The following is a 25,390-nucleotide window of genomic DNA, read 5'->3' on the forward strand; positions in this document are numbered from 1 at the left end:
ATACAATGTGGGACGCAACATACTATGAGTTCAATGCGGAAGCTCAAGGTTCGGAGCCGGGGGTGGCGATGGTAGTGCGCAGGTCGACTTGCGGCATTGCGATGTGCACATGCAACGGCGTGGCTTACCTCGACGCGCAGTTGCGCTCGCTCGTCGAGCAGACGCGCTTGCCCGAGCGAATTGCCATCAGCGACGACCGGTCCGACGATGGCACATGGGACCGTTTGAATGTATGGGCGGGCGAGGTCCGTTCGGCTCATGGCATTGATGTGATCTTGCTGCGCAATGAAACGCGGCTCGGCGTCACCCGCAACTTCGAACAGGCGATCAAGGCGCTTGATACGGAGATCATCTTTCTCGCCGACCAGGACGATGTATGGGCGAAGAACAAGATCGAGGTGTTGGCCGATTGTCTCGAGACGGATTCGCATGCGCTGCTGGTCCATTCCGACGCCTACCTGATCGGCGATCGGGACGAGGACCTCGGCCGATCGTTGTTCGAGTCCCTCTACCTCACCGCGGCAGACCGCGAATTAGCGAGTCAGCAGCGTTTCTTCGAAGTGTATTGCCGTCGCAACCTGGTGACCGGTACGACGGCGGCGTTTCGCCGCGAACTGCTTGAACTCGCTTTGCCGTTTCCCGTCAACTGGATTCACGACGAATGGCTGGCGGCGTGCGCAGCGGCCTGGCAGCACGTAACGATGTTGCCTCAAAAGCTGACGTTTTATCGGCAGCATGGGCGTAACGCGATTGGTGTGCCTAGCGGCCGTTTGTCCCGGCTCGCCAAATACGCGCAGCGCGTGCTGGCGACCCCGCGCGATGTCTACCTTGCCGGCAAGATCAGTCGCCTGGGTGCATTGCATCAACGACTTGAAGCGGCCGGAGTCGCGAGTAGCGAGACGATCGAATTGCTCACGCAGGCAGAGCGGCATTTCTTGCGACGCAAAGCGTTTAGCCGGCGATTGCCGTTGCGAATGATGTCGATAATCCGCGAGTCGCGAACGCGCGGCTACATACGTTTCGCGGATGGCGCAGCGGGCATGCTACGGGACCTGATTCACCTCTGATGGTGTAACCTTCCGACAGGCGCGGGTCACGCCCGAGCTGTCTGCTACCATAGGTTTTCCATCGTTGCACACACGAGGTGCCGATAGCATGGACAGACGAGCGGCGGTTCTCAAATTTCTTACAAAAGACATGAGGGGCCTGGAGATCGGTCCATGGTACAACCCGCTGGCCCCGAAGGCAGAGGGCTATAACTGTCTGGTGCTCGATGTCTTCGATCTGGAAACGCTGAGGGCACGCGCCCGAAGTTTCCCGAATATCCCGGTCACGCACTGGGACAAGATTGAAGAAGTGGATGTGCTGGGTTCGTCCACCCATATCGACCAGTTGATCGAAGCGCGCGGTGAATTGGGAACATTCGATTATATCGTTTCCTCACACAATTTCGAACATCTGCCCAACCCGATACGCTTTTTGCGAGGCTGTGCAAAAGTACTCAAGCCTGGCGGCATCATCTCGATGGCGATGCCGGATCGCCGGGCGTGCTTCGACTACTTCAGACCCGTCACCACATTATCTTCGTGGATCACGGCGTTTCTCGCGGACGCGAGCCGTCCAAGTCCGGCCCAATATTTCGACATGGTGACGTGCACCAGTTTTTTCGACACTGGAGATGATAAGACCATTTCCTTCTACCGGGGGGTGGATCCCGACAAGGTGTCGACGCCATTGCGCCTCGATGAATCGTTGGCCGAGTGGAAAGACGAATCGCGGGACGGGGAATATTTCGATTCACACTGCTCGGTGTTCACCCCGTCGTCATTTGAATTGTTGATCCGCGATGTGGCCTATCTCAACCTGGCTCCGTTTGAAGTGATCGAGATATTCGATTCCCCCGAGGTGGACTTTTACGCTCACCTTCGTTTAAACGATTCCAAAGAGGTGTTGCGACCGGAAGGCTATGAGTCGTTTCGCGACGCATTGTTACATCGAATACTCGAAGAGGCGGCCGAAACATCCATCTCGCAGCAGCGGGTGCAGGCGTTGCAGCACGAGGCTGTCACTTTGCGCGAGCGGGTTGACGCTCAGCAGCGAAAAAATTCTGGACTGGAGGACCAACTCGAGCGCAGACGCGCCGAGGTCGAACGGCTGGCTGAGAGAGGGCGCTTGCTCGAAGATGAACTGCGTGCGATACGCGCGTCGACGAGTTGGCGTTTAACTTCACCGATACGGAGTGTAATCGGCAGGCTTCGTAAGTCTTCTTAGGCGCGACGGGCGACCTTTCACGTGAATTCGACCAAGTCTCCCGTCCGACCTGATTCCAGACCGACATGGATAGCGTCCGACGTGGCGTTGGCGTTCTTCGCACTCCTCCTCTCAGCGCTCCTCCTAATCCCATTCCTCCCCAACATGCCGGCCAGCGGCCTCGACGCATCCTGGGGCTACGCGCTCAACGAGGCCATCGCGCACCACCTGATCTTCGGCCGCGATCTGGTCTTCACGTACGGCCCGTTGGGAACGGCCTTCACCCACATGTACCATCCGCAGACGGATGGACTGATGCTGGTCGCCAGCACCGTACTTTCCCTCGCGCTGTGCGCCGGCTTCGCGATTCTGGCGCTTCCGCAGCGGCCGCTGACGCTTCTGCTACTCCCCATCGTACTCGCGACGGCGCAAAGCCCCGACGCGACCTTCGTGGCAATTCCCTTCTGCCTGCTGATCGCCACGTTCGTCACGATCGATCGAAGCAACGCGCGCCCAGACCGCACGCTCCCAAAATCCGTATCGGTGGCCCTGATTTTCATCGCCGCCGCCTGCGGGCTGTTGCCTTTGGTGAAAGGCAGCTTTGTCGCCGTCACCCTGTTTCTATGCTTCTGTTCAGCGCTGCTGCTCGCGATCGCGCGACACACGAAGCTCGCGATAACGATCCTCGTCGCCGTGCTCGCGAGCATGCCCGTGTGCTGGACCGTGGTCGGTCAGCCCTTGGCCGCGCTGCCGCATTTCTTCATTGCCCAATTGCCCATCATCTCCGGTTACGCGGGTGCGATGTCTTCACCGGGCTCGTACCTGGTCGTGGCGCTTTGGCTGCTGCTGGCTTTGGCGGGTCTGGGTGTCGTCCATGCTTCACTGAGCCGTGGACGTGGACGTGCAGGCCTCGTGTTGTCGGTGGGCGTCCTCGGCTACCTGTTCATCACGTTCAAGGCGAGCTTCGTCCGGCAAGACGATGGCCATTTGTACACCGCGCTCGCCGCCATGAGTTTTCTGGCGCTGACGTTGATCATGTCCGTGCGGATGCGTGTCGCGCTCGTCTACGCCGTTCTGACGATGGCCGTGTGGTCCGCGATCGAAGTGCAGACCAACCACTTTCATCCAGTCGACACGATGCTGCAACCGTGGCGCGCGTTCCAGCGCCTGCACGCCGGTCTTGACGCCCGCCTCGATTCGCAGAACCGTCTGCACGCCGATTTTGACGAAGCCAATGCACGCATACGGGCGGCGTTCCCGATCGCGAAGATCGAAGGGTCAGTCGATATATATCCGACCGAACTCGCGCCGATTTTCGCGTACGGCCTGACATGGTCCGGGCGTCCGGTGCCGCAAAGCTATTCGGCTTACACGCCGAGCCTCGATCTGCTGGACGCAAACCATCTGCGCGGCGCGAGCGGCCCGCAGAACGTGTTCTATTCGACGGACTCCATCGACGGGCGTCTTCCATCGTTGGAGGACGCAAGCAGCCTGCCGATCTTCCTGACGCAGTATCGGGTAGTTGGCAAGAGGGAGGAAGTTCTGCAGATGTCGCGCCTGCCTCAAACGCATGCAGTCGATTTCCGCAAACTTGCTGAACGCGACGAGCATCTGAACGAGGCATTCGACGTGCCGCGATCCGCGGACCCGGTAGTTGCCAGCATAGTCATGACGCCGACGCTCCTCGGCAAATTGACCGCAGCGGTCTTCAAGCTACCGCGCCTCTACATCGAGACCGTGTTTGACGATGGAACCGTCCGGCAAAACCGCTTCATTCCGGGAATGGCTGCAAATGGCTTCGTCGTCGCGCCGTATGTCGGGTCCGTCGACGCGGTCGTTGAAATGGCGGCGGGCATATCGACGATGAAGGTCAAGCAGATCCGGATCGTCGGTGGTGAACTGGGGCTGTGGAGAAAGACGATTCACGTGGTCTTCTCTTCGTTCGCGGTCAATCCTCAGGACGCTGCCATCGCCATGGCCGGGTTCACCGCGCAGTCCTCGCCGCCGGCCGCGCTGCATGAAGTATCGAGCACGACGGCTGCCTGCTATCTGGAGTCGGTGAACGGCACACCGAAGGCAAAATTCCCCGCCGGCAATGCCGAAACCGGCAACACCGCCACCATAGTCGGCTGGGCTTCTCCCTCCACCGACAAAGGCCTCACGCCCGATGAAATCTGGCTCGCCGCCACCTCACCGGACGGCGCAGAGCAATTCTACAAAGCGCAGATCACCGACCGCTCGGACGTCGGCGCGTTTTTCCACCACCCCGAGATGGCGAACGTGGGTTTCAAGGTCAAACTTCGCGAAGCAGCGCCAGGCGCCGTAACCATGCGAGTGCTCACGATTCGCGACGGCGTCGCGCAGGACTGCGGCATCGGGCAACGCGTAACGTTCGTGAATCAAGCAGGAGGAAGGGGAAGGGCGAACGCGCAGCCATGAAGGCTGCGCGCGAATGGCAGACCGCTTGCCGGTCTGCCTAGTGCTTGAAACTCCAGCGCTTGTGCCCGATGTAGCTCGTAAACACCGGCACCGCGACGCCCACTGCATGCGCAAGATCGCGCGCATGCCAGGTCATGCCCATGCGCGGAAATACGTAATACGCCAGACCGATGCTCACCGCCCATGTCTGCACGACCGCCACCAGATTCACGAGCGTGAAGAAGAACACCGAGCGTCCGGTCGACTGCGTGCTCTTCGTGAACACGAACAGCTTGGCCAGGATGAACGCGGTGATCATCCCCGTGATATACGCGACCACGATCGCGGCCGAGTACGGCATCCAGATGTTGTAGACGATCCGGCTGCCCCAGTTGACCGCCGCGGCAAAGCCGCCGGTCAACAGGAACAGCAGAAAGCTCTTCGAGACGAACGTACGCTTGACGACCGCGTGGGCTCGCGTCATATCATCCTCGCCATCTTGCGCGAAAGTCCGATGCTCTCCGAAATGCCGCGATCTTCGGGGTAGTAGTACGAGGTATCGGCCACGAGCAGACCTTCAACCGGCAACTGGATCGGCGGCAGACGGTCGAGATAGCCCGGCTCGCAGATCGGCTGGGCAAAGCGATAGCGGCTTGCGCGCACGTCGATGAAGTCGTCCGGCTTCAGTGCCGGATTGATCTTCATCAGATAGCGCTTCACCTTGTCGATAAACACCGAATCCGCTTCCTGATACTTTGGGTGCTCGCCGGGAATATAGAACGGCACGTACACGACGTGGTGATCGAGCGGCCGCAGATTCGTGTATTCGACGATGCCCGGAATATCCATCTCCGGGTCGTTCGTGTTCAGCCAGAAGTTCTCGGTGACCGGCTTCTTCAGCTTCGCAATGACGCACACCACGGCCACGTTCTTGACGCTGCGGAACGCGTCGAGAATGTTGGCGGGCAGGTCGGGAATCACGCGCGGCACGTAAGGCAGCGGAATCGTGCTGATCACCTTGTCGAACGGCAGAAATTCGCCGCCCGCTTCGATGCCGGTGACTTTGCCGTTTTCGATCACGACTTTTTGCGCGGGCGTGCCGAGGCGGAATTCGCCGCCGTTCGCCACGATGTAATCGCGCATGCCGTTGAGCAGCGTGTCGGAGCCGCCTTCGAGGAAGCCGAGTTTCTCGTGAAAGAGGTTATAGCGCGAGCGGCCGATGCGGCGGATGCGGCTCCAGATCCACGCGGCGGACAGGTTGTCGGCGTAGTCGTAGAACTTGTAGTCGAACAGACGGCGCCACAATACTTCCCACGCTTCGTCACCGATCCAGCGGCGAATCCAGCCGGTCGCCTCGACATGATCGAGCGGCTTCCAGTCATTGCGTTTGGTCGACAGGAACGCATGCAGGCCGTAGCGGAACTTGGCTTGCAGGCTGAGGCCCTTGAACTTGAGCAGCGCCATCGGGTTGCCCCACGGCTGCACACGGTTCTGGTAGAAGTAGCCCATCTTCGTTTCGCGCCACTGCATCTTTTCTTCGATGCCAAGCTCGCGCAGCACTTCAAAGAACGCGTGATCGGAGATCGCGTGGAAGTGGTAGTAACGTTCGATCGACAGGCCGCCGAAATCGAAGCATGCGGCCATCCCGCCGACGCGGTCGTCGGCTTCGAAAATGATCGGCTTGCGCCCGTCCTTGACTAGCTGGTACGCGGCGCCGAGACCCATTGGGCCGGCGCCCAGCACTGCAATGCGTTCTGTGCTCATTGTGTTTGTCCGCTCAGAATTCCAGGGCGATATGGCTATAGGTCGGGTCGTTGAACGTCTCGTCCATCGCCTTCGCGAACGGGGTCGCGCGAATCTTGAAGATGCCTTCCCAATCGATCACTTCGAACTCGTCGCCGGCGGTCAGCGCTTTCAGTTGATCGGCGGTGAACGGCGGGTTCTTGTCGACCAGCGCGTAGATCTTCAGCAGCACGTAGAACAGGCCGTACGGAATGCGCACGATCGCGCAGCGCGCGCGGGTGGCGCGCTTGATCTGGCGAATGATGTCGATATAGTCGACCTGCTCGAGGCCGGTAATATTGAACGCCCGTCCCTTGATGCGAGATTCTATGCAACTGATGATCACGTTGCAGAAGTCGCCCACATAGAGCGGTTGACGCATATAGCGGCCGCTGCCAGGAATCGGGAACACCGGCACACGATGCATGAAGCGCGACAGCCAGCCGAGATGCTTGCGGTCGAACCAGCCGAACATCAGCGTGGGACGCAGCACGACGCATTCGATGCCCGAGGCGAGCACGATCTCTTCCTGCTCGCGTTTCGTGTCGGTATAGAAATCCTCGCCGACCGAATTAACGACCGACGAACTGATGTGCACCGTATACGGAATGTCGTAACGCTTGATGACCGCGAGCACGTTGCGCGTGGCGGTAATGTTGTTGCGGATGAACGGATCGAGCGTCGGCGCGCCGATCTGGGCCTGCAACATCACCACCAGGTCCGCGCCTTCGAAGTGCTGTTCCCAGCCGCCCGGCTCGGCGAGATCGGCGTAGATCACCGTGACGTCGGGATGGACCTTGCGGAGCACTTCGATATTGGCCTTGTGCTTGTCCAGCACGACCAGGTTCGAATACCCGCGCGCTTTCAGTCGCGCGACGAGGTTCTGGCCGACGAGGCCGGCGCCGCCTGGAAGAAGGATGCGGGTTTGGTTCATGCGTTAACTCGTTGAATTGGGGTGTTCAGCAACTTTGTAAGGGCTAGATGATACAAGCAAGCTCGGGTCGCCCCGGAAAATAGCGTGAAATGAGGCGCTTGCAACAGGTGGGATTCCGGCTATCCGGCGCGGGGCAACTGTGGCTCCGGCATCGGTTTGACGCGGTTGACAGCGCAATAAGCGCCGGTGGCGGTTTGCCCGGCGAGCCTGATGTCGCCGTTTGCCGGCGCCTTGAAAAAGGCAGTCCAGCCGCTGTATCCCGCTCGGTGCCCGTAGACCTTGCGCATGTCGTCTCGCTGCGCACCGGATATGCCGGTTCCCAGCGTCGTTCCTGCCGCGTCGGTGATGACCACGGCGTGCGGCACCTCGCTGTCGGCGGGGGCATAGATCCATCCTGTCGCGCGATCGATGCCGGCAGTCGTCGTGGCCGAAATGTCGTCGATAGCGCCGTCGCAGGACGACGATGCGTGGATCGCATCCGGCGGCACGAGGTAGTCGGGCTGATCCGCCGCGAAGAGGGACAGTTTCGCCGCCTCGGCATCTCGCGCGATTGCGGCCAGCACGTCCGGGAATGGATAGAGCGGCCTCGTGACCGACGCATCGTAGACATGAGCGCGCAGCGCGAGACCTGCGACGAGTCGCGCGTAAGTCTGGTCCTGGTCGGTCCTCAGCATGAGGCGCTGAGCCGACGCGACGATCACGATGGCCAGCACCGCCACTAGCGCGACGCGTTTGCGCTGCTTTGCGGAGCGGCTGTTCAGCGCGGCAAAGATAATCAGGGCGAGCCAGCCGGCGAGCGAGGCCGTCGTGTAGCGTGAGGCCAGCGCGGATTCCACGCCGGACCACAGTCTGCCGCCGGCGGTCAGTAAGGCGTTGCCGGCAATGAACAACGCGAACACCAACAATGCGAGGCCTTGCGGATGCCGCTCGCCCGGCTGGAGCGCCCTGACGCCATACACCGCGAGTGCCGCGAGCGCGAACGCGCCGGCGATATAGCCGCCCACCAGGCCGAGTCTCGCGCCAAAGGCGGGCGCACCGAGGTAGAGCAAGACGAAACGCAATGCGATAAACGGATGCAGACTCAGCCCGGTGGTCAGGTCGCCGCTACTGGGCGACTTGTGCCAATCGAGGAAATACGCGAGCCATACGGCGACCGTCACAGCGGTGAGCAACACGAGCTCGCGCGGCTTCAGTCGCACATACACCGCCTGAGCGATGAGCACCGGAAATACCAGCACGCCGCTCGACATCGAGTAAGCGGCAAGCCAGCCGCTCGCCAATGCTGCGATAAACCATCCAGACGATTTGCCGCGCTCGCCGCGCGCTTGCGCTTCGGCGCACAGGTCGATCGCATGGAACGCGAGCAGGGCAAAGAGGTAGACCGCGAACCACTGGCTCTGAAAGCCCCACGTGAAGTTCTCTTTCTGGACCCACGAAAAGGCGAACACGAGCACGCAGCCCGCCAGGCCAAAGCGGGCTTCACGCGAAAGCGTCGCGCGATGATGGATCGCGATGCGCCAGAAGGTGACAGCCAGCGCGCCCGCCAGTACGAGATTGGCGGCAAGCGACAACACATTGCGTCCGCCGAAATAGCGGACATCGGGGAAAAATATCAGCCGCGAGAACGTGAGGCGATGTTCGTTGTGCTGTTCGAAGAACGCGCGCCACGGGTCCTGCATGGCGCGCAGATAGAAACCGATGGTGCCGTCCCACGAGTCGCCGATCGGCAGCGGCGAGAAGTGCTGCCACACGCCGAGCGTCGTGGTCGCGAGCGTTATTACGCCCAGCGCGAACAGGGCGTAATAACGAAAACTTGCGGGCCGACTCATTCAGACGCTAGAGGTTTTACAGCGACGCGCGTTTGAACAGGAATCGCGGCACGGATCGAATGATCAGCATGATGATTGCCCAGAACCAGCGGGTGTAGAGCACGTCCTTGCGCTTCTCGACTGCGCGCACGATGTCGGTTGCTACCTGATCCGGCGTTGCCACCAGCGGGCCGGGCAAGGGCAGGCCGGCGGTCATCGGCGTGGCGACGAAGCCCGGCTTGACGGTCACGACGTGGACGCCCGACTTGAACAGGCGCGCGTTCAAGCCTTCGCAGAAGGCCGACAGCGCGGCCTTCGCGCTGCCGTACAGGTAGTTCGACGGCCGGCCGCGGTCGCCTGCGACCGATGAGATCACCGCCAGCGCGCCGCGCTTCTGCGCTTCGAGGAGGTTGGCGATCGGCGTCAACAGAGCGATCACGGACACGGCATTCGTGTTGAATTCGCGCACCGCGACAGCAGCGTCGGCCTGGCAGGCAGCCTGATCCGGCAGCGTGCCGGGCGCGACCAGCACGATATCCAGCGCACCGAGTTCTCGCCGACATTGCTCGAGCATGGCGGCGTGCCGGTCGAGGTCGTCGATGTCGAGCTGATAGCTGGCGGCCAGTTGCGCGCCGCGCGCGGTCAGATCCGCCGCGACCTGTTGCAGGCGTTCACCATTGCGGCCGACGAGAAAAAAGCGTGCGCCCTGGGTCGCCCATTGGCGTGCGCAGGCGATGGCGATCGCCGACGTGGCGCCGACGATAAGAATGTTTTTCATGTTCGAGTGGTCCGTTCCCAGAAGCGCGAGAGCAGTGCGGGATCGCGCAGCGCTTCGAGTTGCTGCCATTGAGGGTAGGCGGCGCGAAAGTCGGCGCCGGACATATGGGCGTCTTTGGCCGGGTAGATGCGTCCGCCGGCTTCACGCACGATGGCGTCGAGCCTGGCAAAAAGTTTGAGGTTCACTGCATCGCGCTGCGGGAAGTCGAGTGCGAGCGAGGTCCCCTCGCGCGGAAACGACAATAGTCCCGGCGATTGCACATCGCCGCAGCGTTTGAGCACGGCGAGAAACGAGCCCGTGCCGCTGCCGGCAATTGCATCGAGAATCGCGCGGGTGGCTTCGCGCGCGGTGACCGGCGGCACGACGCATTGATATTGCTGAAAGCCCGCGCGGCCGTAAATACGGTTCCATTCCAACAGACTGTCTAGCGGATAGAAGTAAGCGTCGTAACTGACCTGTGCGCTGACCTCACCACGCTGCTGCTTCTGGTAGTAAAGCTCGTTGAGCGCGCGCAGCGTGAAGCGGTTGAAGACGGGCACCGGCAGCGTGAAAGGCACAGTGCGCTTCTTGCGCCGCGCGACTTCGAGCGGGCCGTTCTGCGCGTGATCGCCGACCATGAAGATGCCGCGGCCGAGCGCCGAGCCGCGGCTCTGGCAGTCCACCCACGCGACGCTGTACTCATGCAGCGAATCGAGCCGCTCCGAGAGCGCGAAGAATTCGTCGAGATTCTCGAAGCGGATGCTCGTCACGTCGATCAGGCTCGAGCGGATCGGCATCAACTGGATTTCGGCCCACAGGATCAGACCGGTGAGCCCCAGGCCGCCAATCGTGGCGGCGAAGTAGTCGGGCTGTTCGTCGGGCGAGCATTCGAACTGCGTGCCGTCGCTGCGCGCCAGCGCAAAGCGCCGCACATGGCGCCCAAACGTGCCGCGCACGTGGTGGTTCTTGCCGTGGACGTCGTTGGCGATCGCGCCGCCCAGCGTGGCGTACTTGGTGCCGGGCGTGACCGGCAACATCCAGCCGCGCGGAATCGCGACGTCGAGAATCTGTTCGAGCGTGACACCCGGCTCCGCGCGCAACACGCCGCTTTGCCAGTCTGCCGAGATCAGACGGTCGAGCGGCAGCGTCTGCACGACCTGACCGGACGCGGCCAGACAGCTGTCACCGTAGCTGCGGCCATTGCCGAAGGCGAGGGCGGTGCCGCTCGCGCGGCTCGCTTCGGCCCATGCCGCGCGGGCGCCGTCACGCCAGGCAACGACGTGTGCTTCCTGCGGTACGTTCGGGTAATGGCCCCATGACAGCACGGTCTTCATCGTTTAGATGGCCGCCCAGAACACCAGGCCGCACAGCACGACGACCGCGAGACTGACGCGGTCGCGTGCGGCGAAGACGATCGGGTCGTCGTGCATCAGACCACGGTGCGCGATGATCCAGGTGCGGCTGACCCAATACAGCAGCAGCGGACACGCGAGCCAGATGATCTGCGGATGGTGGTACATGCTCAGGGTCTTCGCATCCTGGATGTACAGCGCCAGCACCAGCACCGCGAGGTAGCCCGACGCCGTGCCGAGCGATGAGATCAGCGGCAGGTCGCTGGCGACATAGCCCCGTCCGCGCGTCTTGACGAGCCCACGTTCGCGCATCGAATGCAGTTCCGCGTAGCGCTTCACGAGCGCGAGACTCAGGAAGATGAACATCGAGAACGCGAGCAGCCAGAACGTCAGCTGGGCGTCGACCGCCGCCGTGCCGGCGACGATGCGGATGGTGTAGAGCGTAGCCAGCACCACCACGTCGACCATTACCTGACGCTTGAGGAACATGGAATACGCGAGTGTCAGCACGTAATAGCCGAGCAGCACCACGCAGAATTCCCAGGGCAGGAATAGCCATGCCATGGCAAACGATCCCACCAGCAGGACAGGGAAGAGTGCGATCCCCCAGGTGAGCGGCAGCGCGCCCGAAGCAAGCGGACGTTTGCGTTTGACGGGGTGGTGGCGGTCGTCTTCGAGATCGAGCAGGTCGTTGAGCAGATACACGCTCGACGCGCACAGGCCGAACGTGAAAAACGCCAGCACGGCAGCCAGCGCGAGTTCCGGCGACGAGAGCTTATGCGCGGCCAGCAACGGCACGAAGATCAGCAGATTCTTCAGCCATTGATGCAGCCGCAAGGATTTGGCCCAGGTCTTCATGGAGGGCGGGCGCGACTCGATCACGCGCTCCACGTTGCCGATCTTGCGGGCGGCGCGTTCCACGCCACTGGAAGGATTGACCACGTACGCGCGATCGGCCGATTGCCAGACCGCGACGTCGTCGTGCGAATTGCCGGCGTAGTCGAAACCCTTTTCGCCGTACTCGGCCACCAGCAGGTCGCGCTTGTTATGTGAGGACAGGTTGACGTCGCCGTTGGTGGCGAAGGTTTTGTCGAACAGTCCGAGGTGAGCCGAGATGGCGTGCGCGTAGCGTTCGTGGCTGGCCGTGGCGAGCACGAGCGAGCGACCGGCGTCGCGCTCGGCCTTCAGCCATTGCAGCACGGCGGGGTCGTAGGGCAGCACGCTGACGTCCACGTTCGTCGCCTCGGCGAGGCGCGCTTTCAGGCCCGGCTTACCGTCGCGCGCGAGCCAGAGCAGCGGCTCGTAAAAGCGGTGCGGTGCGGCCTTCAGATAGGCGAATCCGGACTCGATCAGGACGTCTGAGCGAATCAACGTGCCATCGAGATCGACGACTAAGGGTCTGCTGCGCATTCAGTCTGCCCGGTGGGCGGTAATTATGTTGGTGAGCGAGATGACGATGGTCGGCCGCGCTGGCGCAGCCTGTATCCACCCAATGAGTGACCACTTGGAGTTTGGCGGCGTTACTTTACTATTCCGGGATAATGCGCACAACCTTACAGGGCAAACGCCTGATTTTGCAGCGCGTTATTCGGAGTGTGGATGATAATTAGGGTTTGATTCGGCTGATTCCGCGATAGTGAGCCGTAACAAAAGGAAATGGCAGTTGCCGAAGCCGCCAAATTTGAGCAAACTTCGGTTTTGTTGCGGCCACACAACGAAGTGTCGTCTAAAAAGGCACGCAGTTTCTTACCTATGAAAGTTCCGAGCGCGCCGCATTCCCCAACCGCACTGTCCGCGGGCTTGTCCGTATCCGTGGTGGTTTATCGGCCTGATATCGAGCAGCTCGATTCGACCCTGGTCAGCCTTGGCGCCGCGTGTGACACGCTGCGCGAGCACCGGCCGATGCTGCCGCTCGCGCTTTATCTCGTCGATAACGGCGGCCTGCCCGACGCGTCGGCGTCCCTCGACGATCTGCGCTCGCACGGCGTTGCCGTCACGGTCATTTCCGGTCACGGCAACGTCGGCTATGGCCGGGGCCACAATCTGGCGATCGAGCGCAGCAACAGCCGCTATCACCTGGTATTGAATCCCGACATCGACCTTGCCCCCGACGCGCTCGCGCAAGCCCTCGATTTCTTCGACGTTCATACGGACGCCGGCTTGCTCACCCCCTGGATCGGCGACGAAGCCGGGCATCAGCAGTTCCTTTGCCGTCGTTACCCGACGCTGCTCGATCTGTTCGTGCGCGGTTTCCTGCCGTCGCGGCTGCGGCAGTTGTTCGCACGGCGTCTCGCGCGCTACGAAATGCGCGATAGCATCAACGCGCGCGACGTGGTGTGGGACCCGCCTATTGTCAGTGGCTGTTTCATGTTATTCCGCACGCCCGTGCTGAAACAGCTCGCGGGTTTCGACGCGCGCTACTTCCTGTACTTCGAGGATTACGACCTGAGCCTGCGCGCGCACGACGTGACCCGGGTCGCCTATGCGCCCGCCGTACGGGTACTGCATCACGGCGGCGGCGCGGCGCGCAAAGGCTCCGCGCACATCCGCATGTTCCTGGCCTCGGCGTACAAGTTCTTCAATCGATTCGGCTGGAAGTGGCTATGAGTCATGTGCTCGTCAGCGGAGCCAACGGGTTCGTCGGCCGTGCGCTGTGCCGCGCGCTACTCGCGGCGGGTCACACGGTCACCGGCCTGGTACGACGCGCAGGGCAACTCGAGAGCGGCGTAAGCGAGTGGGTCGACGCCAGCGTCGATTTCTCCGGCATCGACACGGCATGGCCCGCCGATTTGCAGGTCGACTGCGTAGTGCATCTGGCCGCGCGCGTGCACGTGATGCGTGAAGAAGCCGCCGATCCCGAGGCAGCCTTTCACGCGACCAATGTCGACGGCGCACTGCGCCTCGCTCGAGCCGCGCAGCATCATGGCGTGCGACGGTTCGTTTTCGTCAGCAGCGTGAAGGCGCTGGCCGAAGCTGACAACGGCCGGCCATTGCGCGAGGACGACGTGCCCGCGCCGCAAGACCCGTATGGGCGTTCGAAACTGGCGGCGGAGCAGGCCCTGTCGAACTACGGCGAAGCGGCCGGACTCGACGTCGTGATCGTGCGGCCGCCACTGGTTTACGGTCCCGATGTGCGCGCCAATTTTCTGCGCCTGATGGACGGCATCTGGAAGCGCGTGCCCTTGCCGCTGGGTTCGATCGACGCGCGGCGCAGCCTCGTCTACGTCGACAATCTCGCCGACGCGCTGATGCATTGCGCGCTCGATCCGCGCGCGGCGCATCAGTGCTTTCACGTCGCCGACGACGAGACGCTGACCGTCGCCGAACTGGCGCAAGCACTCGCGAGGCATCTGCAGAAGTCCGGCCGCCTGTTGCCGGTGCCGCCGGGCTGGCTTCATCTTGCCGGTCGCCTGACGGGACGCACCGCGCAGGTCGACCGGCTGGTCGGCGCATTGCAGCTAGACACGACTCACATTCGCACACTGCTCGGCTGGCAAGCGCCCTTTTCCACCGACGAAGGGCTGGCGCAAACCGCCCGCTGGTATCGTTCCACGCACTGAGAGCGCGCAAACTTGACGGATCTTTCGACTTCTTCGCCCTGGCTTGCCGTGGCCGCGATCGCGCTTGGCGCGGCGTGCGTCTGCGCGCTGATCCTGTGGGCGCTCCTCAAGAGCGGCATCGCCTGGCGGCTGGCGACGGATATTCCTAATGACCGGTCGCTGCACGTCGCGCCGACACCGCGCGTAGGCGGCTGGGGCATCGTGCCGGTGGCGGTCGCGGCGACGCTAATACTGGCGCCAGGCCTGTGGGCTGCGGCACTAGGCACGGCGTTTCTCGCGGCCATTTCGCAAATCGACGACCGCCGCGGCTTGCCGGCGCGTGTGCGTTTCGCCGCTCATCTGCTGGCCGTCGTCGGGCTGGTCGTGTTGTTCCCCGCTGCGGCGCCCTGGTGGGTACTGGTAATTCTTGCGTTTTTGATGATCTGGCTGGTTAATCTCTACAACTTCATGGATGGCGCCGACGGTCTCGCGGGCGGCATGGCGTTGTTCGGCTTCGCGGGCTATGCCGCAGCCGCCTTGCTGAGCGCCCATCCGTTGCCCGAGCTGGCGTGGTCGGCGACGGCCATTTCAGGCGCCGCACTCGGCTTCCTGTTGTTTAATTTCCACCCTGCGCGCATCTTTCTCGGCGACGCCGGCTCCATCTCGCTGGGCTTTCTGGCAGGCGCACTCGGTTACTGGGGCTGGCGCGGCGATGTCTGGCCGGTCTGGTTTCCGATCCTCGTCTTCGCGCCGTTCATCGCCGATGCGTCGATCACACTGGCGCGGCGCCTGCTCCGTGGCGAAAGATTTTGGCAAGCGCATCGCGAGCACTACTATCAACGTATGGTGCGTGCCGGAGCCGGGCACGCCAGGACAGCTTTGACGTGGTATGTACTAATGGTAGCTGGCATAATGCTTGCTATTTTTGCGCTTGGTCAGTCCGCGATTGTGCAGTCGTGCGTGCTGGCAGGTTGGAGCGTCGTTCTCTGCGTCGCAGGTGCGGTTGTCGATAGACGCTGGCGCCGTTTCCAATCAACCCTGTCCGATAACTGAGGTAACGCTGATGTTAAGAAACAAGGCCACGTGGCTGTCTCTCAGCGCTTTCCTTTTCGATTTGTGCGCAGTAGCCGCATCGTGGCTCACTGCGTACCTCATTCGCTTCAACGGCGCGATTCCGGAAGACTTCCGGCTCGGCGCCATGCATTCGCTCCTTTGGGTCTTGCCGACCTACGCCATCATGTTCCGCATCTTCGGTCTGTACCGTGGCATGTGGGTGTTCGCGAGCTTGCCGGACCTCGTGCGCATTTCAAAAGCGGTGGTGACCGGCGCGCTCGTGACGATGGTCGTGTCGGTGATGGTCCAGCCGCTGCCGATCGTGCCGCGCTCGGTGCTGGTGGTGTCGCCGCTGTTTCTATTTCTTGCGATGGGCGGCTCGCGCGCGCTCTATCGTGCGACCAAGGAGTTCTATCTCTACGGTGGACTCGTCGCGCAGGGTAAGCCGGTGGTGGTGCTCGGCGCGGGCAACGCGGGCGCCAGTCTCGCGCGCGAACTGTCGCGTTCGAGCGAGTGGCGTCTGGTCGGTTTGCTCGACGACGACGTCTCCAAGCACGGTCGCGAAATCTACGGCTACAAGGTGCTGGGTTCGATCAGCGAGTTGCCGCAACTGGCCGAGACGCTGAAAACCGAATACGCGATCATCGCAATTCCGTCGGCCACGGTGGACGTTCAGCGGCGCGTCGCCACACTATGCGTGCGCGCCGGCGTGCGCGCGCTGGTACTGCCGGCGCTGACCGCCGTGACGCAAGGCCAGGCGTTTCTGTCGCGCGTGCGGCAAATCGATCTGGAAGACCTGCTGGGCCGCGACGCGGTCAACATCGACACGCCCCATGTGGAAGCCCTGCTACGCGACCGCGTCGTGATGGTCACCGGCGCCGGCGGGTCGATCGGTTCCGAGTTGTGCCGTCAGATTCTGCGTTTCCAGCCGGCTCAGCTCATTGCTTATGACCTGTCCGAATTCGCGATTTATCGCTTGACCGAAGAGCTGCACGAGCGTTTTCCGGATGTGTCGGTCATCCCCGTGATCGGCGACGCCAAAGACTCGCTGCTGCTCGATCAGGTGATGTCGCGCCACACGCCGCACATCGTCTTCCACGCCGCCGCCTACAAACACGTGCCGCTGATGGAAGAGCAGAACGCGTGGCAAGCCGTGCGTAACAACGTGCTCGGTACTTACCGGGTAGGGCGCGCGGCGATTCGCCACGACGTCAAGCATTTCGTACTGATCTCGACCGACAAGGCCGTCAACCCGACCAACGTCATGGGCGCGAGCAAACGTCTGGCGGAGATGGCGTGCCAGGCCTTACAGCAGACCAGTCCGCGTACCCAGTTCGAGACGGTTCGATTCGGCAACGTGCTCGGCAGCGCCGGCAGCGTGATTCCGAAGTTCCAGCAGCAGATTGCCAAGGGCGGCCCGGTCACGGTCACGCACCCCGAGATCACGCGTTTCTTCATGACGATCCCGGAAGCGTCGCAGCTCGTGCTGCAAGCGTCGAGCATGGGCCACGGCGGCGAGATCTTTATTCTGGATATGGGCGAGCCGGTCAAGATCGTCGACCTGGCGCGCGATCTGATTCGTCTGTATGGCTTTACCGAAGAGCAGATCAGGATCGTCTTCACCGGCCTGCGTCCCGGCGAAAAGCTCTACGAAGAACTGCTGGCTTGCGACGAAACGACCACCCGCACGCCGCATCCCAAGTTGCGTACCGCGCGGGCGCGTGAAGTCGCGGATGATCTGCTGGACAAGTTGCTGCCGTGGCTCATGCAGCATCGCGTGCTGAACGACGACGAAGTGCGTCGCGATCTGCGCCGCTGGGTGCCGGAATATCAACCGGCCAGCGCGCCGGCTTTGCGCAGTGTCGATGTGGCAACGCGGGCTTCGTAAAGTCAGTCCGGAACGCAGCATGAGAAAAGGCGCCCCAAGGCGCCTTTTTTTATTACCGCTTGTGCTTCCTCACCACCATCCACCTTGGCGACTTGAAGCGCACGATGCTCACATACAGCCAGACATACGTCGCCGCGAACACCATCACGAAGCAGAACAGGTGCAGCGTATGACGCCAGAACAATGTGGCCGGCACGACCGCGATCAGGCATAGCAACCACAGGTACGGTGACGTCAGTGAATTACGCCGTGTCAGTTCCCGTGCCGTTCTCGTGCCCACCGCCCAGCGCATCAACCGCTTATAAACCAGCATGTGCAGATGCACGCCATCGGGGATGCCGGGCGACATGCCGCGAATGAACTTCTTCCGGTAGATCGAGAAACACGTCTCGAAGATCGGGTACATGAAGAGCAGCACCGGATACCACGCCGACACGTCGCGGTTGCGCATCACCAGCATGATCGATAGCTCGGCCAGCATGAAGCCGATGAAATACGCGCCGCCGTCGCCGAGAAAGATCAGCCCCGCCGGGAAATTCCAGATGAAGAAGCCGAGCACCGCGCCCATCATCATGAACGACGCCGACAGCACGATCGGATCGGACACCTGGAAGGCCACATAGGCGAGCGAGGCGAACATCATGAACGCCACCATCGAGGCGAGCCCGTTGAAGCCGTCGATGATATTGATCGCGTTGGCCAGCGCCGCGACGGCCAGCACGGTGACCGCGCAGGAGATCACCGCGTACGAGAGCAGGAAGTCGAGCGGCGGCACGCTGATGCGCGTGACCGCGATATTCAGCAGGAAATAGGCGAGCGCGGCGGCCGCCATCGTGCACAGGAGACGCAGCAGCGGCGAGACACGCTTGGTCAGATCTTCCACCAGACCCGAGCCGAAGGCCGGCATCCCGCACGCGATCAGCCCGAGAATGCCGCCCGACACGGCCGGATACGCGTGATGCAGCTGCACGGCGGACACGATCAGACCGACCAGAATCCCGGTCCCGCCGATGCGCGGCACCGGGCGCACATGGAATTTCTGGACGCCGGCCAGATCGGTGTCGGAGAATTTTTCATGCAGATGCGCATAGCGCACGATCAACAGCGTGATCAGCAGTGAAACGAGAAAGCCGAGCGCAAAACTAAGCATGAAAGTGGGCCTGAGCGAAGACGCCGAATTATACAAACGAAACGCCCATGCCCCGGAAAAGCGCCGTTCGTGCCAAACGCCGGATAAATCCCAGATAGTGAGGCCAAGGCTGCTCGCAGAGGCGCGCCAGTCATGGATTCCCCCTATTTAGCGCGATCTCGGCGAGGTCGTTAACCTGGATGCGGCGAAGTGTAAGTCACTCACAAAAAGACGACTCGCGCGCACGCGAGCCCACCGTTTTACCGCCGTTCGAGAAGACGTTCCGGAGACCCAATGCTAAACAACATCACAATTCGTGGCGGCCTGACGCTGGTGATCAGCGTATTCGTCGCTTTCCTGCTGACAGTGATCGGTGTCGGCTATGGCGCGCTGCAACTCGCCAATAGCAGCCTGGATGCCACCCAGCACAGCGCCGCCGCGTTGTCGCACCTGAAGTCGAGTTCGGAGAAGCTGTTGCAGGTGCAGCTCGCGCTGGGTTCGTACCAGACCCTCTTCAGCGTCGGCAAGCAGACCGACGACCTGTTGCCGGCCGCGCACAAAGTGCTGGTCGAGTCGAACAAGGACTTCGGCAACTACATGGCCGGCCCGTTTGCGAGCGAAGACGAGCACAGGCTCGCGCAGAGCGTCGAACAGGCGCGTAGCACACTGGTCGACAAGGCGATCGAGCCGGAATTCAAGGCGCTCACCGACTTCGACTTCAACACCTTCCGCAACATTCAGGGCGAGACGGCGAACGGCTTCTACGCCACTTATTCGAAGGCCATCGACGCACTCCAGCGCACGCAGATCGACAGCCAGCGTCAACAGGCCGACACGGCCGCGCAACGTTTCCATATCGCGACGCTGCTGTTCGCCGTGATCGGCGTCGTCGCGCTCGTGATCGGCGTGCTGGCGCGAGTCGGTTTGTCGACGGCCTTGATCAAGCCGGTCAATGCAACCGTCAAGCACTTCGAACGCATTGCGGCGGGTGATCTGACGGTGCCCATCAAGATCAGATCGCGCAACGAGATGGGGCAGTTGCTCGGCGCATTGACGAAGATGCGCGACGGACTGGTGGACACGGTCGGCAAGGTGCGCGGCAGCACGGCGGCGATCACGCAGGGCGCCAACGAGATCGCCTCGGGCAATGCGGACCTGTCCTCGCGCACCGAGCAGCAGGCGGCGGCGCTTCAGCAGACGGCGGCGAGCATGGAGCAGCTGTCGGCCACGGTGAAGCAGAACGCGGACAACGCCAAACAGGCCAACCGTCTCGCGCACGGCGCACTCGACACGGTGACGCGCGGCGGCACGGTGGTGTCGCGCGTCACCGAAACCATGGACGGTATTAGCGCATCGTCGCGCAAGGTGACCGAGATCATCGGCATGATCGAGGGAATCGCGTTTCAGACCAATATTCTGGCGTTGAACGCGGCGGTGGAAGCTGCACGCGCCGGCGAACAGGGACGCGGTTTCGCCGTGGTGGCCTCGGAAGTGCGCAGTCTCGCGCAACGTTCAGGCGCGGCGGCGAAGGAAATCAAGGAATTGATCGGCGAATCGGCGGCCAAGGTGGAGCAGGGCGCCACGCTGGTGTCCGATGCAAAGAAGACGATTCACGAAGCCATGGACGCGGTGGAGCGCGTCACGAGCGTGATGAAGGAGATCGAGGCGTCGGCCGTCGAGCAGAGCGACGGCATCGAACAGGTGAACAAGGCGGTGTCGCAGATCGACGAGGTCACGCAGCACAACGCGGCCCTCGTTGAAGAGGCGGCTGCGGCGGCGAAGTCGCTGGAAGAGCAGGCGGGCGTGCTGCGCGATGCCGTGGCCGTGTTCCGACTCGATGCGATGGCGGCGTAAGCGCGGTATCTGAATCGACGGCGGCGCAGTCTCTACCGGACAACTCGCGTCGCCGCCGCTAAAGCTCAGCTAGAGCTCAGCCAAGCTCGATTACCTCAAGCAAAGCCTCGCGGATTCAGCGACTGCCAGCGCCAGTGATCCGCGCACATCCGCTCGATGCCGAACTCCGCACGCCAGCCGATGATCGTGTCGGCCGCTGCCGGATCGGCAAAACACGATGCCACATCGCCCGGACGGCGCGCCACGATCTCATACGGCACAGGCTTGCCCGAGGCTTTCTCGAACGAGCGCACCACGTCCAGCACGCTGTAACCCTGGCCCGTACCGAGATTCACCACGAAGCTCGCATCGCGCCTGACCAGCGCGTCGAGCGCGGCCAGATGTCCGCGCGCCAGGTCCACCACGTGGATATAGTCGCGCACGCCGGTGCCGTCAGGCGTGTCGTAGTCGCCGCCGAACACGCGCAGCTTTTCCAGCTTGCCGACCGCCACCTGGGCAACGTACGGCATCAGGTTGTTCGGCACGCCGGCCGGATCTTCGCCGATCAAGCCGCTCTCATGCGCGCCAACCGGGTTGAAATAACGCAGCGTCGCGATGCGCCATGAGGCATCGGCGATTTCGAGGTCGCGCAACACCTGCTCCGCGATCAGCTTCGACTGACCATACGGATTGGTGGCCGACAGCGGAAACGATTCGTCGATCGGCGAGCTCTTTGGCACGCCATACACCGTGGCTGACGAACTGAAGACGAACTGCTTCACGTTGCGCTCGCGCATCACGCCGAGCAGCGTCAGCAAACTGCCCACGTTGTTGCTGTAATACTCGATCGGCTTGGCCACCGATTCGCCCACCGCCTTCAACGCGGCAAAGTGAATCGCGCCGGTGATCGGGTGAGCGTCGAAAATGCGGTTGAGCGCCACTTCGTCGCGGGCGTCGGATTCGTAGAAGCTCACGGTCTTGCCGGTGATTTCCTCCACGCGCCGCAGCGACTCGCGGTTGCTGTTCACGAGATTGTCGATCACCACGACGTCGTAGCCGCCGTTGAGCAATTCGACGCACGTATGCGAGCCGATAAAACCTGCACCGCCCGTTACCAGAATCGTGCCCTTCGTGGTCATGCTGTTGCTCCGTTAAAGTCCGTCAAAGTAATACGCCCGTCATTTTTTGCACCAGGTCTTTATACGTTTCGACGACCACGCGTTCGTCGAATTCTTCCGCGACTTTCTGTCGGCCGCGTTCAGCCATTGCACGGCGCCCGGCAAGGCTCATGTCGAGCATCTGCGCGAGCTTCGTGGCGAGGCTCCGGGCATTGCGCACTTCGCACAGCAGGCCATTGACGCCGTCCGCCACCACTTCGCGGCAGCCCGGCACATCCGTCGCGACGATCGGCCGGCCCATCGCCGAGGCTTCCATCAGCGTGCGCGGCACACCTTCGCGATACGACGGCAAGACGATGCAATCCGCATCGGCGATGAAAGGCCGCACGTCATGCGCCTCACCAAGATACTCGATGATGCCTTCCTGCTCCCAGGCCGCGACTTCTTCGCGCGTAATCGCGCTCGGATTGTCGACGCCGACGGGACCGAGCAATTGGAACCGCGCCTGCGGATAACGTTCACGCAATTGCCGCGCGGCCTCGACATATTCGCCGACGCCTTTGTCCCACAGCAGTCGGCCGATCAGCACGAAGCGGAATGCTTCACGCTCGGGCAGCGGTGCGAAGGCGAACTGTTCGAGATCGACGCCTTCGCCGTGCAGGAGCCGCGCCCGCTCAGGATGCACCAACAAATTCTGCTCGACAAACGCCGCCTGGTCGTCGCGATTCAAAAACCAGATTTCGCGCGGGAAACGGAACGCGAACCGGTAGAGCTTCTTCGCCACCTGTGCGGCGCGGCTCTGCTGAATGAAGACATAGCCCAGCCCGGTGGTGACCGCAACCGATTGCACGCCCGCCAGCTTCGCCGCGATCGAACCATAGATATTCGGCTTGATGGTGTAGTGAAACACCACGTGCGGCCGGATGCTCCGGTACTGGCGGTAGAGCGACCAGAGCGTGCGCAGATCGTCACGCGGACTGGTGCCCTTCGAGGCGACCGGCAATTCGATGCAGCGGCAACCCATCGCGGTGAGCAATTCAAACGTGCGGTCGCGCGGCGCGAGCACCGTCACGTCGACGCCGCGTCCGACCAGCATGCGGATCAGCCCTTGCCGATAGGTATAGATTGCCCAGGCGGTATTACAGACGAGTGTAATGCGCAGCGCGGGCGTCGACTTCAGGGCAGGCTTCATGCGGGAACGGGCTCAGCGGTGAATGAAAAGGATGAATCAGGGTGAATCAACGGCTCGTGCGCGGCGCGAGCAGGCAGCGTTTGACACGTTGCAGCGCGCGATAAGGCGTGACCAGATGCAGCAGATTTTTAGCGAGCCCGAGCCAGTCATACAGATTGGCCGCGTTGAAGTAGCGCAGTTGCAGGCGCAGCGTCGAACTCACCTGGCGGCGCCGTTTGGTCGCGCTGATGCCGCCTTCGTTCAACTCATAGTAGAGGCCGAGCTCCGGCAGGTTTGCGCAATCGTAGCGTTCCATGAGACGCACGAACAGATCGAGATCTTCGGCGGAAGGATAGTCGGCGCGATAGTTGCCGACCGCGCGCACGGCGTCGATCCGCAGCATCATCGAAGGATGCGCGAGGCATGAACGGAAGAAGCGCAGGCGCCGGATCGCGTTCGGCTCGGCAGGCGGCGTCAGCATGAACAGCGGCTTGCCCTCGCGCGTGACCACCTGGGTCCACATGCCGAGGCCGGCCACGTGCGGATGCAATTCCATGAACACGCGCTGTCTGGCGAGTCGTTGCGGCACGCTGCGGTCGCCTGCGTCGATGCGCGCCGCGTAACGGAAGCCGCGTTGGGCGAGCGCGTCGATGCCGGTTTGCAGCGCGCGCTCGATGCCGCCGTTCTGCGCCATGCGCAGCACTTCGATGTGCAGATTCGCTAGCGTCGGCGCGACAATCGGCGGCGTGCTGCCGTCATCGACGATCAGTACGTGCACTAGCGCACTTTCGCTGAACGATGCGAGCGTAAGATCGACGTCGGCTTGGCCGTTATAGGCGGGCATGAGCACCGCGACGTCGTCGAGGGCGATTTGCGCGGTGGCGGATGCGTTCGTCATGGGCGCAATTTGAAACGAATGTAATAAAGATTAACCGACGCCGCCGCGAGATAACCGGCGGCCAAACCTACCAGTGCGCCGTAAGCGCCAAGTCGTTGAATGGCCAGCAGATTGACCACCAATGCGACGGCGAGCGCCAGCAGCCATTTGGAGAGCAAGACGAATTTGGCCTGGTATTTCAGCACGATCAGATTGCCGATCGCTTCGATGCCGGCCGGCACCGATAGCCACACGGCCCAGCGGAAAATCCCGATCGCGCCTTCGAAGTCCGGCCCGAACACGCGGCGGATGATGAAGCCGGCCAGCAGATCGAGAACGATCGCGCCGCTCACCATCAGCGCGGCGGTCATGACGGTGAGGCGCCACACGTTGCGGCGCAGTTGCGCGGCATCCTGTACGCGGTAGATAAAGGCGGGCGCGATGGTCTGCGCGAGCATCAAGGCGAGCGTGATCCAGTTTTCGTTGAGTTGCTGGGCGGCGGAATAGCGGCCGAGGTCGGCGAACGAGATTGCCCGTTCGAGCATCAGCCGGTCCAGTTTCAGGAACAGATACATACAGATCAGGCCCAGCCAGAACACCGTGCCGGCACTCGCGAAATGTTTGAAGAGCGAGCGCTCGACGTGCCAGCCGAGCTTGCCGCCATGACGGCGGATGAAGTAGATCAGCAGCACCGCGCCGATGACAGCCGATTCGAGCGCCCAGAGCCAGCCGAAGCGCGCGGGTGTCGTCGCTGCGCGCACCAGCAGATAGACGCAGGCGGCCTTCAGCAGGGCAGTGCTCATGCTGGTGAGCAGCTGCGGCTTGCTGTAGGTCATGCTTTGCAGCCACGCGTTGATCACGCCGACGAAGGGCTCGCGAAACAGCATGGTGACCGCGAGACCGGCGAGCATGGCGCCGACCAGCGGCTCGAAGAAATGCAGGGCGATGCCGAGCCACGTCAGCAGCAAGGCCGCGACCGAGACGGAAAAGCGCAGCGCGAAGGCGCTGCCGAGCACGGTGCCGAGTTGCGCAGGCGGCCGGTTCACGATGGTGGGAACGAGAATTTCCGCGCCGCACACCCAGGTGATCGGCGAGAGCACTAGCAGCAGCGTATTGGCGTATTGCCATTTGCCGAACACGTCCGGCCCGAAGTAGCGCGCCAGCATGCCGCTGATCAGCACCGCCACGCCGATCTGCGTGAGCCGTTCGAGGCCCAGCCAGACGATGTTCGTGAAGGCGCGCGTGACGTCGGGATTGGCGAAGCGCTTGAGCGTCAGCATCCGGTGGCCGCTCGCCGGTTGGCTTGTGCGGCGGGCGAGACAGGCCTGCGCAACGCCACGGCGATGGCGGCAATGCGCGCGTTTGCCCACCCGGCCGACTGACGCGGCGTCGTTACAAATGGAGGGCGTCTAAGCATTAGAATGGTGCTATAAGGCTAGTCCGAAAAGCGCAATTATAAGTTGGAACCGGATCGCTTCCGG

The 25,390-nt window shown here is 62.4% G+C and carries 20 protein-coding genes; 8 read left to right on the forward strand and 12 right to left on the reverse strand.

What is annotated here, in order from left to right:
* Positions 1–5: 5 nt before the first annotated feature.
* From FQ705_RS23720 to FQ705_RS23730, 3 genes are all read left to right on the forward strand, one after another.
* A complete protein-coding gene (locus tag FQ705_RS23720) occupies positions 6–1,067 on the forward strand; it encodes a glycosyltransferase family 2 protein (RefSeq protein WP_260854603.1) in 1,062 nt (353 codons plus the stop codon).
* An 88-nt stretch (positions 1,068–1,155) separates the two neighbouring features.
* The gene (locus FQ705_RS23725) at positions 1,156–2,271 is read left to right on the forward strand and encodes a class I SAM-dependent methyltransferase (RefSeq protein ID WP_144144857.1); all 1,116 of its coding nucleotides are present in this window, start codon (positions 1,156–1,158) and stop codon (positions 2,269–2,271) included.
* A gap of 144 nt (positions 2,272–2,415) precedes the next feature.
* Positions 2,416–4,689 (forward strand): hypothetical protein, encoded by a 2,274-nt coding sequence (locus FQ705_RS23730; protein ID WP_144144859.1) that lies wholly within the window; start codon positions 2,416–2,418, stop codon positions 4,687–4,689.
* Positions 4,690–4,726: 37 nt separating this feature from the next.
* Here FQ705_RS23730 and FQ705_RS23735 read toward each other — a convergent pair whose 3' ends face one another.
* The 7 genes from FQ705_RS23735 to FQ705_RS23765 all read right to left on the reverse strand — a co-directional run bounded on the left by FQ705_RS23735 (position 4,727) and on the right by FQ705_RS23765 (position 12,711).
* Complete coding sequence (locus FQ705_RS23735) at positions 4,727–5,152, reverse strand: GtrA family protein (RefSeq protein ID WP_144144861.1); 426 nt, start codon at positions 5,150–5,152, stop codon at positions 4,727–4,729.
* Entirely contained in the window at positions 5,149–6,432 is a 1,284-nt protein-coding gene (locus FQ705_RS23740; protein ID WP_144144863.1) for an NAD(P)/FAD-dependent oxidoreductase, read from the reverse strand. The genes FQ705_RS23735 and FQ705_RS23740 overlap by 4 nt, the downstream gene beginning before the upstream one ends.
* Positions 6,433–6,445: 13 nt before the next feature.
* Entirely contained in the window at positions 6,446–7,384 is a 939-nt protein-coding gene (locus tag FQ705_RS23745; RefSeq protein WP_144144865.1) for an NAD-dependent epimerase/dehydratase family protein, read from the reverse strand.
* Between the two features lie 119 nt (positions 7,385–7,503).
* Positions 7,504–9,213, reverse strand: a complete 1,710-nt coding sequence (locus FQ705_RS23750) for a hypothetical protein (RefSeq protein ID WP_144144867.1) — start codon at positions 9,211–9,213, stop codon at positions 7,504–7,506.
* A gap of 16 nt (positions 9,214–9,229) precedes the next feature.
* The gene (locus FQ705_RS23755; RefSeq protein WP_144144869.1) at positions 9,230–9,970 is read right to left on the reverse strand and encodes an SDR family oxidoreductase; all 741 of its coding nucleotides are present in this window, start codon (positions 9,968–9,970) and stop codon (positions 9,230–9,232) included.
* Positions 9,967–11,283 carry an FAD-dependent oxidoreductase gene (locus tag FQ705_RS23760; protein WP_144144871.1) on the reverse strand — a complete coding sequence of 439 codons (1,317 nt, stop codon included), beginning with the start codon at positions 11,281–11,283 and terminating at the stop codon, positions 9,967–9,969. The genes FQ705_RS23755 and FQ705_RS23760 overlap by 4 nt, the downstream gene beginning before the upstream one ends.
* A gap of 3 nt (positions 11,284–11,286) precedes the next feature.
* Positions 11,287–12,711 carry a UbiA family prenyltransferase gene (locus FQ705_RS23765; RefSeq protein WP_144144873.1) on the reverse strand — a complete coding sequence of 475 codons (1,425 nt, stop codon included), beginning with the start codon at positions 12,709–12,711 and terminating at the stop codon, positions 11,287–11,289.
* 342 nt (positions 12,712–13,053) lie between these two features.
* Between FQ705_RS23765 and FQ705_RS23770 the strand changes: the two genes are divergently transcribed.
* Genes FQ705_RS23770 through FQ705_RS23785 form a run of 4 tightly spaced genes read left to right on the forward strand, consistent with a single transcriptional unit; the run spans position 13,054 to position 17,781 of the window.
* The gene (locus FQ705_RS23770; protein ID WP_144144875.1) at positions 13,054–13,908 is read left to right on the forward strand and encodes a glycosyltransferase family 2 protein; all 855 of its coding nucleotides are present in this window, start codon (positions 13,054–13,056) and stop codon (positions 13,906–13,908) included.
* Positions 13,905–14,861: a UDP-glucose 4-epimerase family protein gene (locus FQ705_RS23775; RefSeq protein ID WP_144144877.1), complete on the forward strand. Its 957-nt coding sequence runs from the start codon at positions 13,905–13,907 to the stop codon at positions 14,859–14,861. Before FQ705_RS23770 ends, FQ705_RS23775 begins: the two co-directional genes overlap by 4 nt.
* Positions 14,862–14,873: 12 nt before the next feature.
* Positions 14,874–15,893, forward strand: coding sequence for an MraY family glycosyltransferase (locus FQ705_RS23780; RefSeq protein WP_144144879.1), 1,020 nt, complete (start codon positions 14,874–14,876; stop codon positions 15,891–15,893).
* A gap of 10 nt (positions 15,894–15,903) precedes the next feature.
* Positions 15,904–17,781 (forward strand): polysaccharide biosynthesis protein, encoded by a 1,878-nt coding sequence (locus FQ705_RS23785; protein ID WP_144144881.1) that lies wholly within the window; start codon positions 15,904–15,906, stop codon positions 17,779–17,781.
* Between the two features lie 52 nt (positions 17,782–17,833).
* On the opposite strand, the gene FQ705_RS23790 is transcribed toward FQ705_RS23785, so the two are convergent.
* Positions 17,834–18,931, reverse strand: coding sequence for an MraY family glycosyltransferase (locus tag FQ705_RS23790; protein ID WP_144144883.1), 1,098 nt, complete (start codon positions 18,929–18,931; stop codon positions 17,834–17,836).
* A gap of 273 nt (positions 18,932–19,204) precedes the next feature.
* Here FQ705_RS23790 and FQ705_RS23795 point away from each other — a divergent pair, with 273 nt between their 5' ends.
* Complete coding sequence (locus FQ705_RS23795) at positions 19,205–20,764, forward strand: methyl-accepting chemotaxis protein (RefSeq protein WP_144144885.1); 1,560 nt, start codon at positions 19,205–19,207, stop codon at positions 20,762–20,764.
* A gap of 95 nt (positions 20,765–20,859) precedes the next feature.
* Here FQ705_RS23795 and galE read toward each other — a convergent pair whose 3' ends face one another.
* From galE to FQ705_RS23815, 4 genes are read right to left on the reverse strand one after another with little or no spacing between them, the layout of a single operon-like run.
* Positions 20,860–21,882, reverse strand: a complete 1,023-nt coding sequence (gene galE, locus FQ705_RS23800) for a UDP-glucose 4-epimerase GalE (protein ID WP_144144887.1) — start codon at positions 21,880–21,882, stop codon at positions 20,860–20,862.
* Between the two features lie 22 nt (positions 21,883–21,904).
* The gene (locus tag FQ705_RS23805; RefSeq protein WP_144144889.1) at positions 21,905–23,053 is read right to left on the reverse strand and encodes a glycosyltransferase family 4 protein; all 1,149 of its coding nucleotides are present in this window, start codon (positions 23,051–23,053) and stop codon (positions 21,905–21,907) included.
* 46 nt (positions 23,054–23,099) lie between these two features.
* Positions 23,100–23,930 (reverse strand): glycosyltransferase, encoded by an 831-nt coding sequence (locus tag FQ705_RS23810; RefSeq protein ID WP_144144891.1) that lies wholly within the window; start codon positions 23,928–23,930, stop codon positions 23,100–23,102.
* On the reverse strand, positions 23,927–25,189 hold the full coding sequence (locus FQ705_RS23815) for an oligosaccharide flippase family protein (RefSeq protein ID WP_144144893.1): 1,263 nt from the start codon (positions 25,187–25,189) through the stop codon (positions 23,927–23,929). The genes FQ705_RS23810 and FQ705_RS23815 overlap by 4 nt, the downstream gene beginning before the upstream one ends.
* Positions 25,190–25,390: the final 201 nt, after the last annotated feature.

Source organism: Paraburkholderia sp. BCC1884 (assembly GCF_900996225.1).
Lineage (GTDB): Bacteria > Pseudomonadota > Gammaproteobacteria > Burkholderiales > Burkholderiaceae > Paraburkholderia.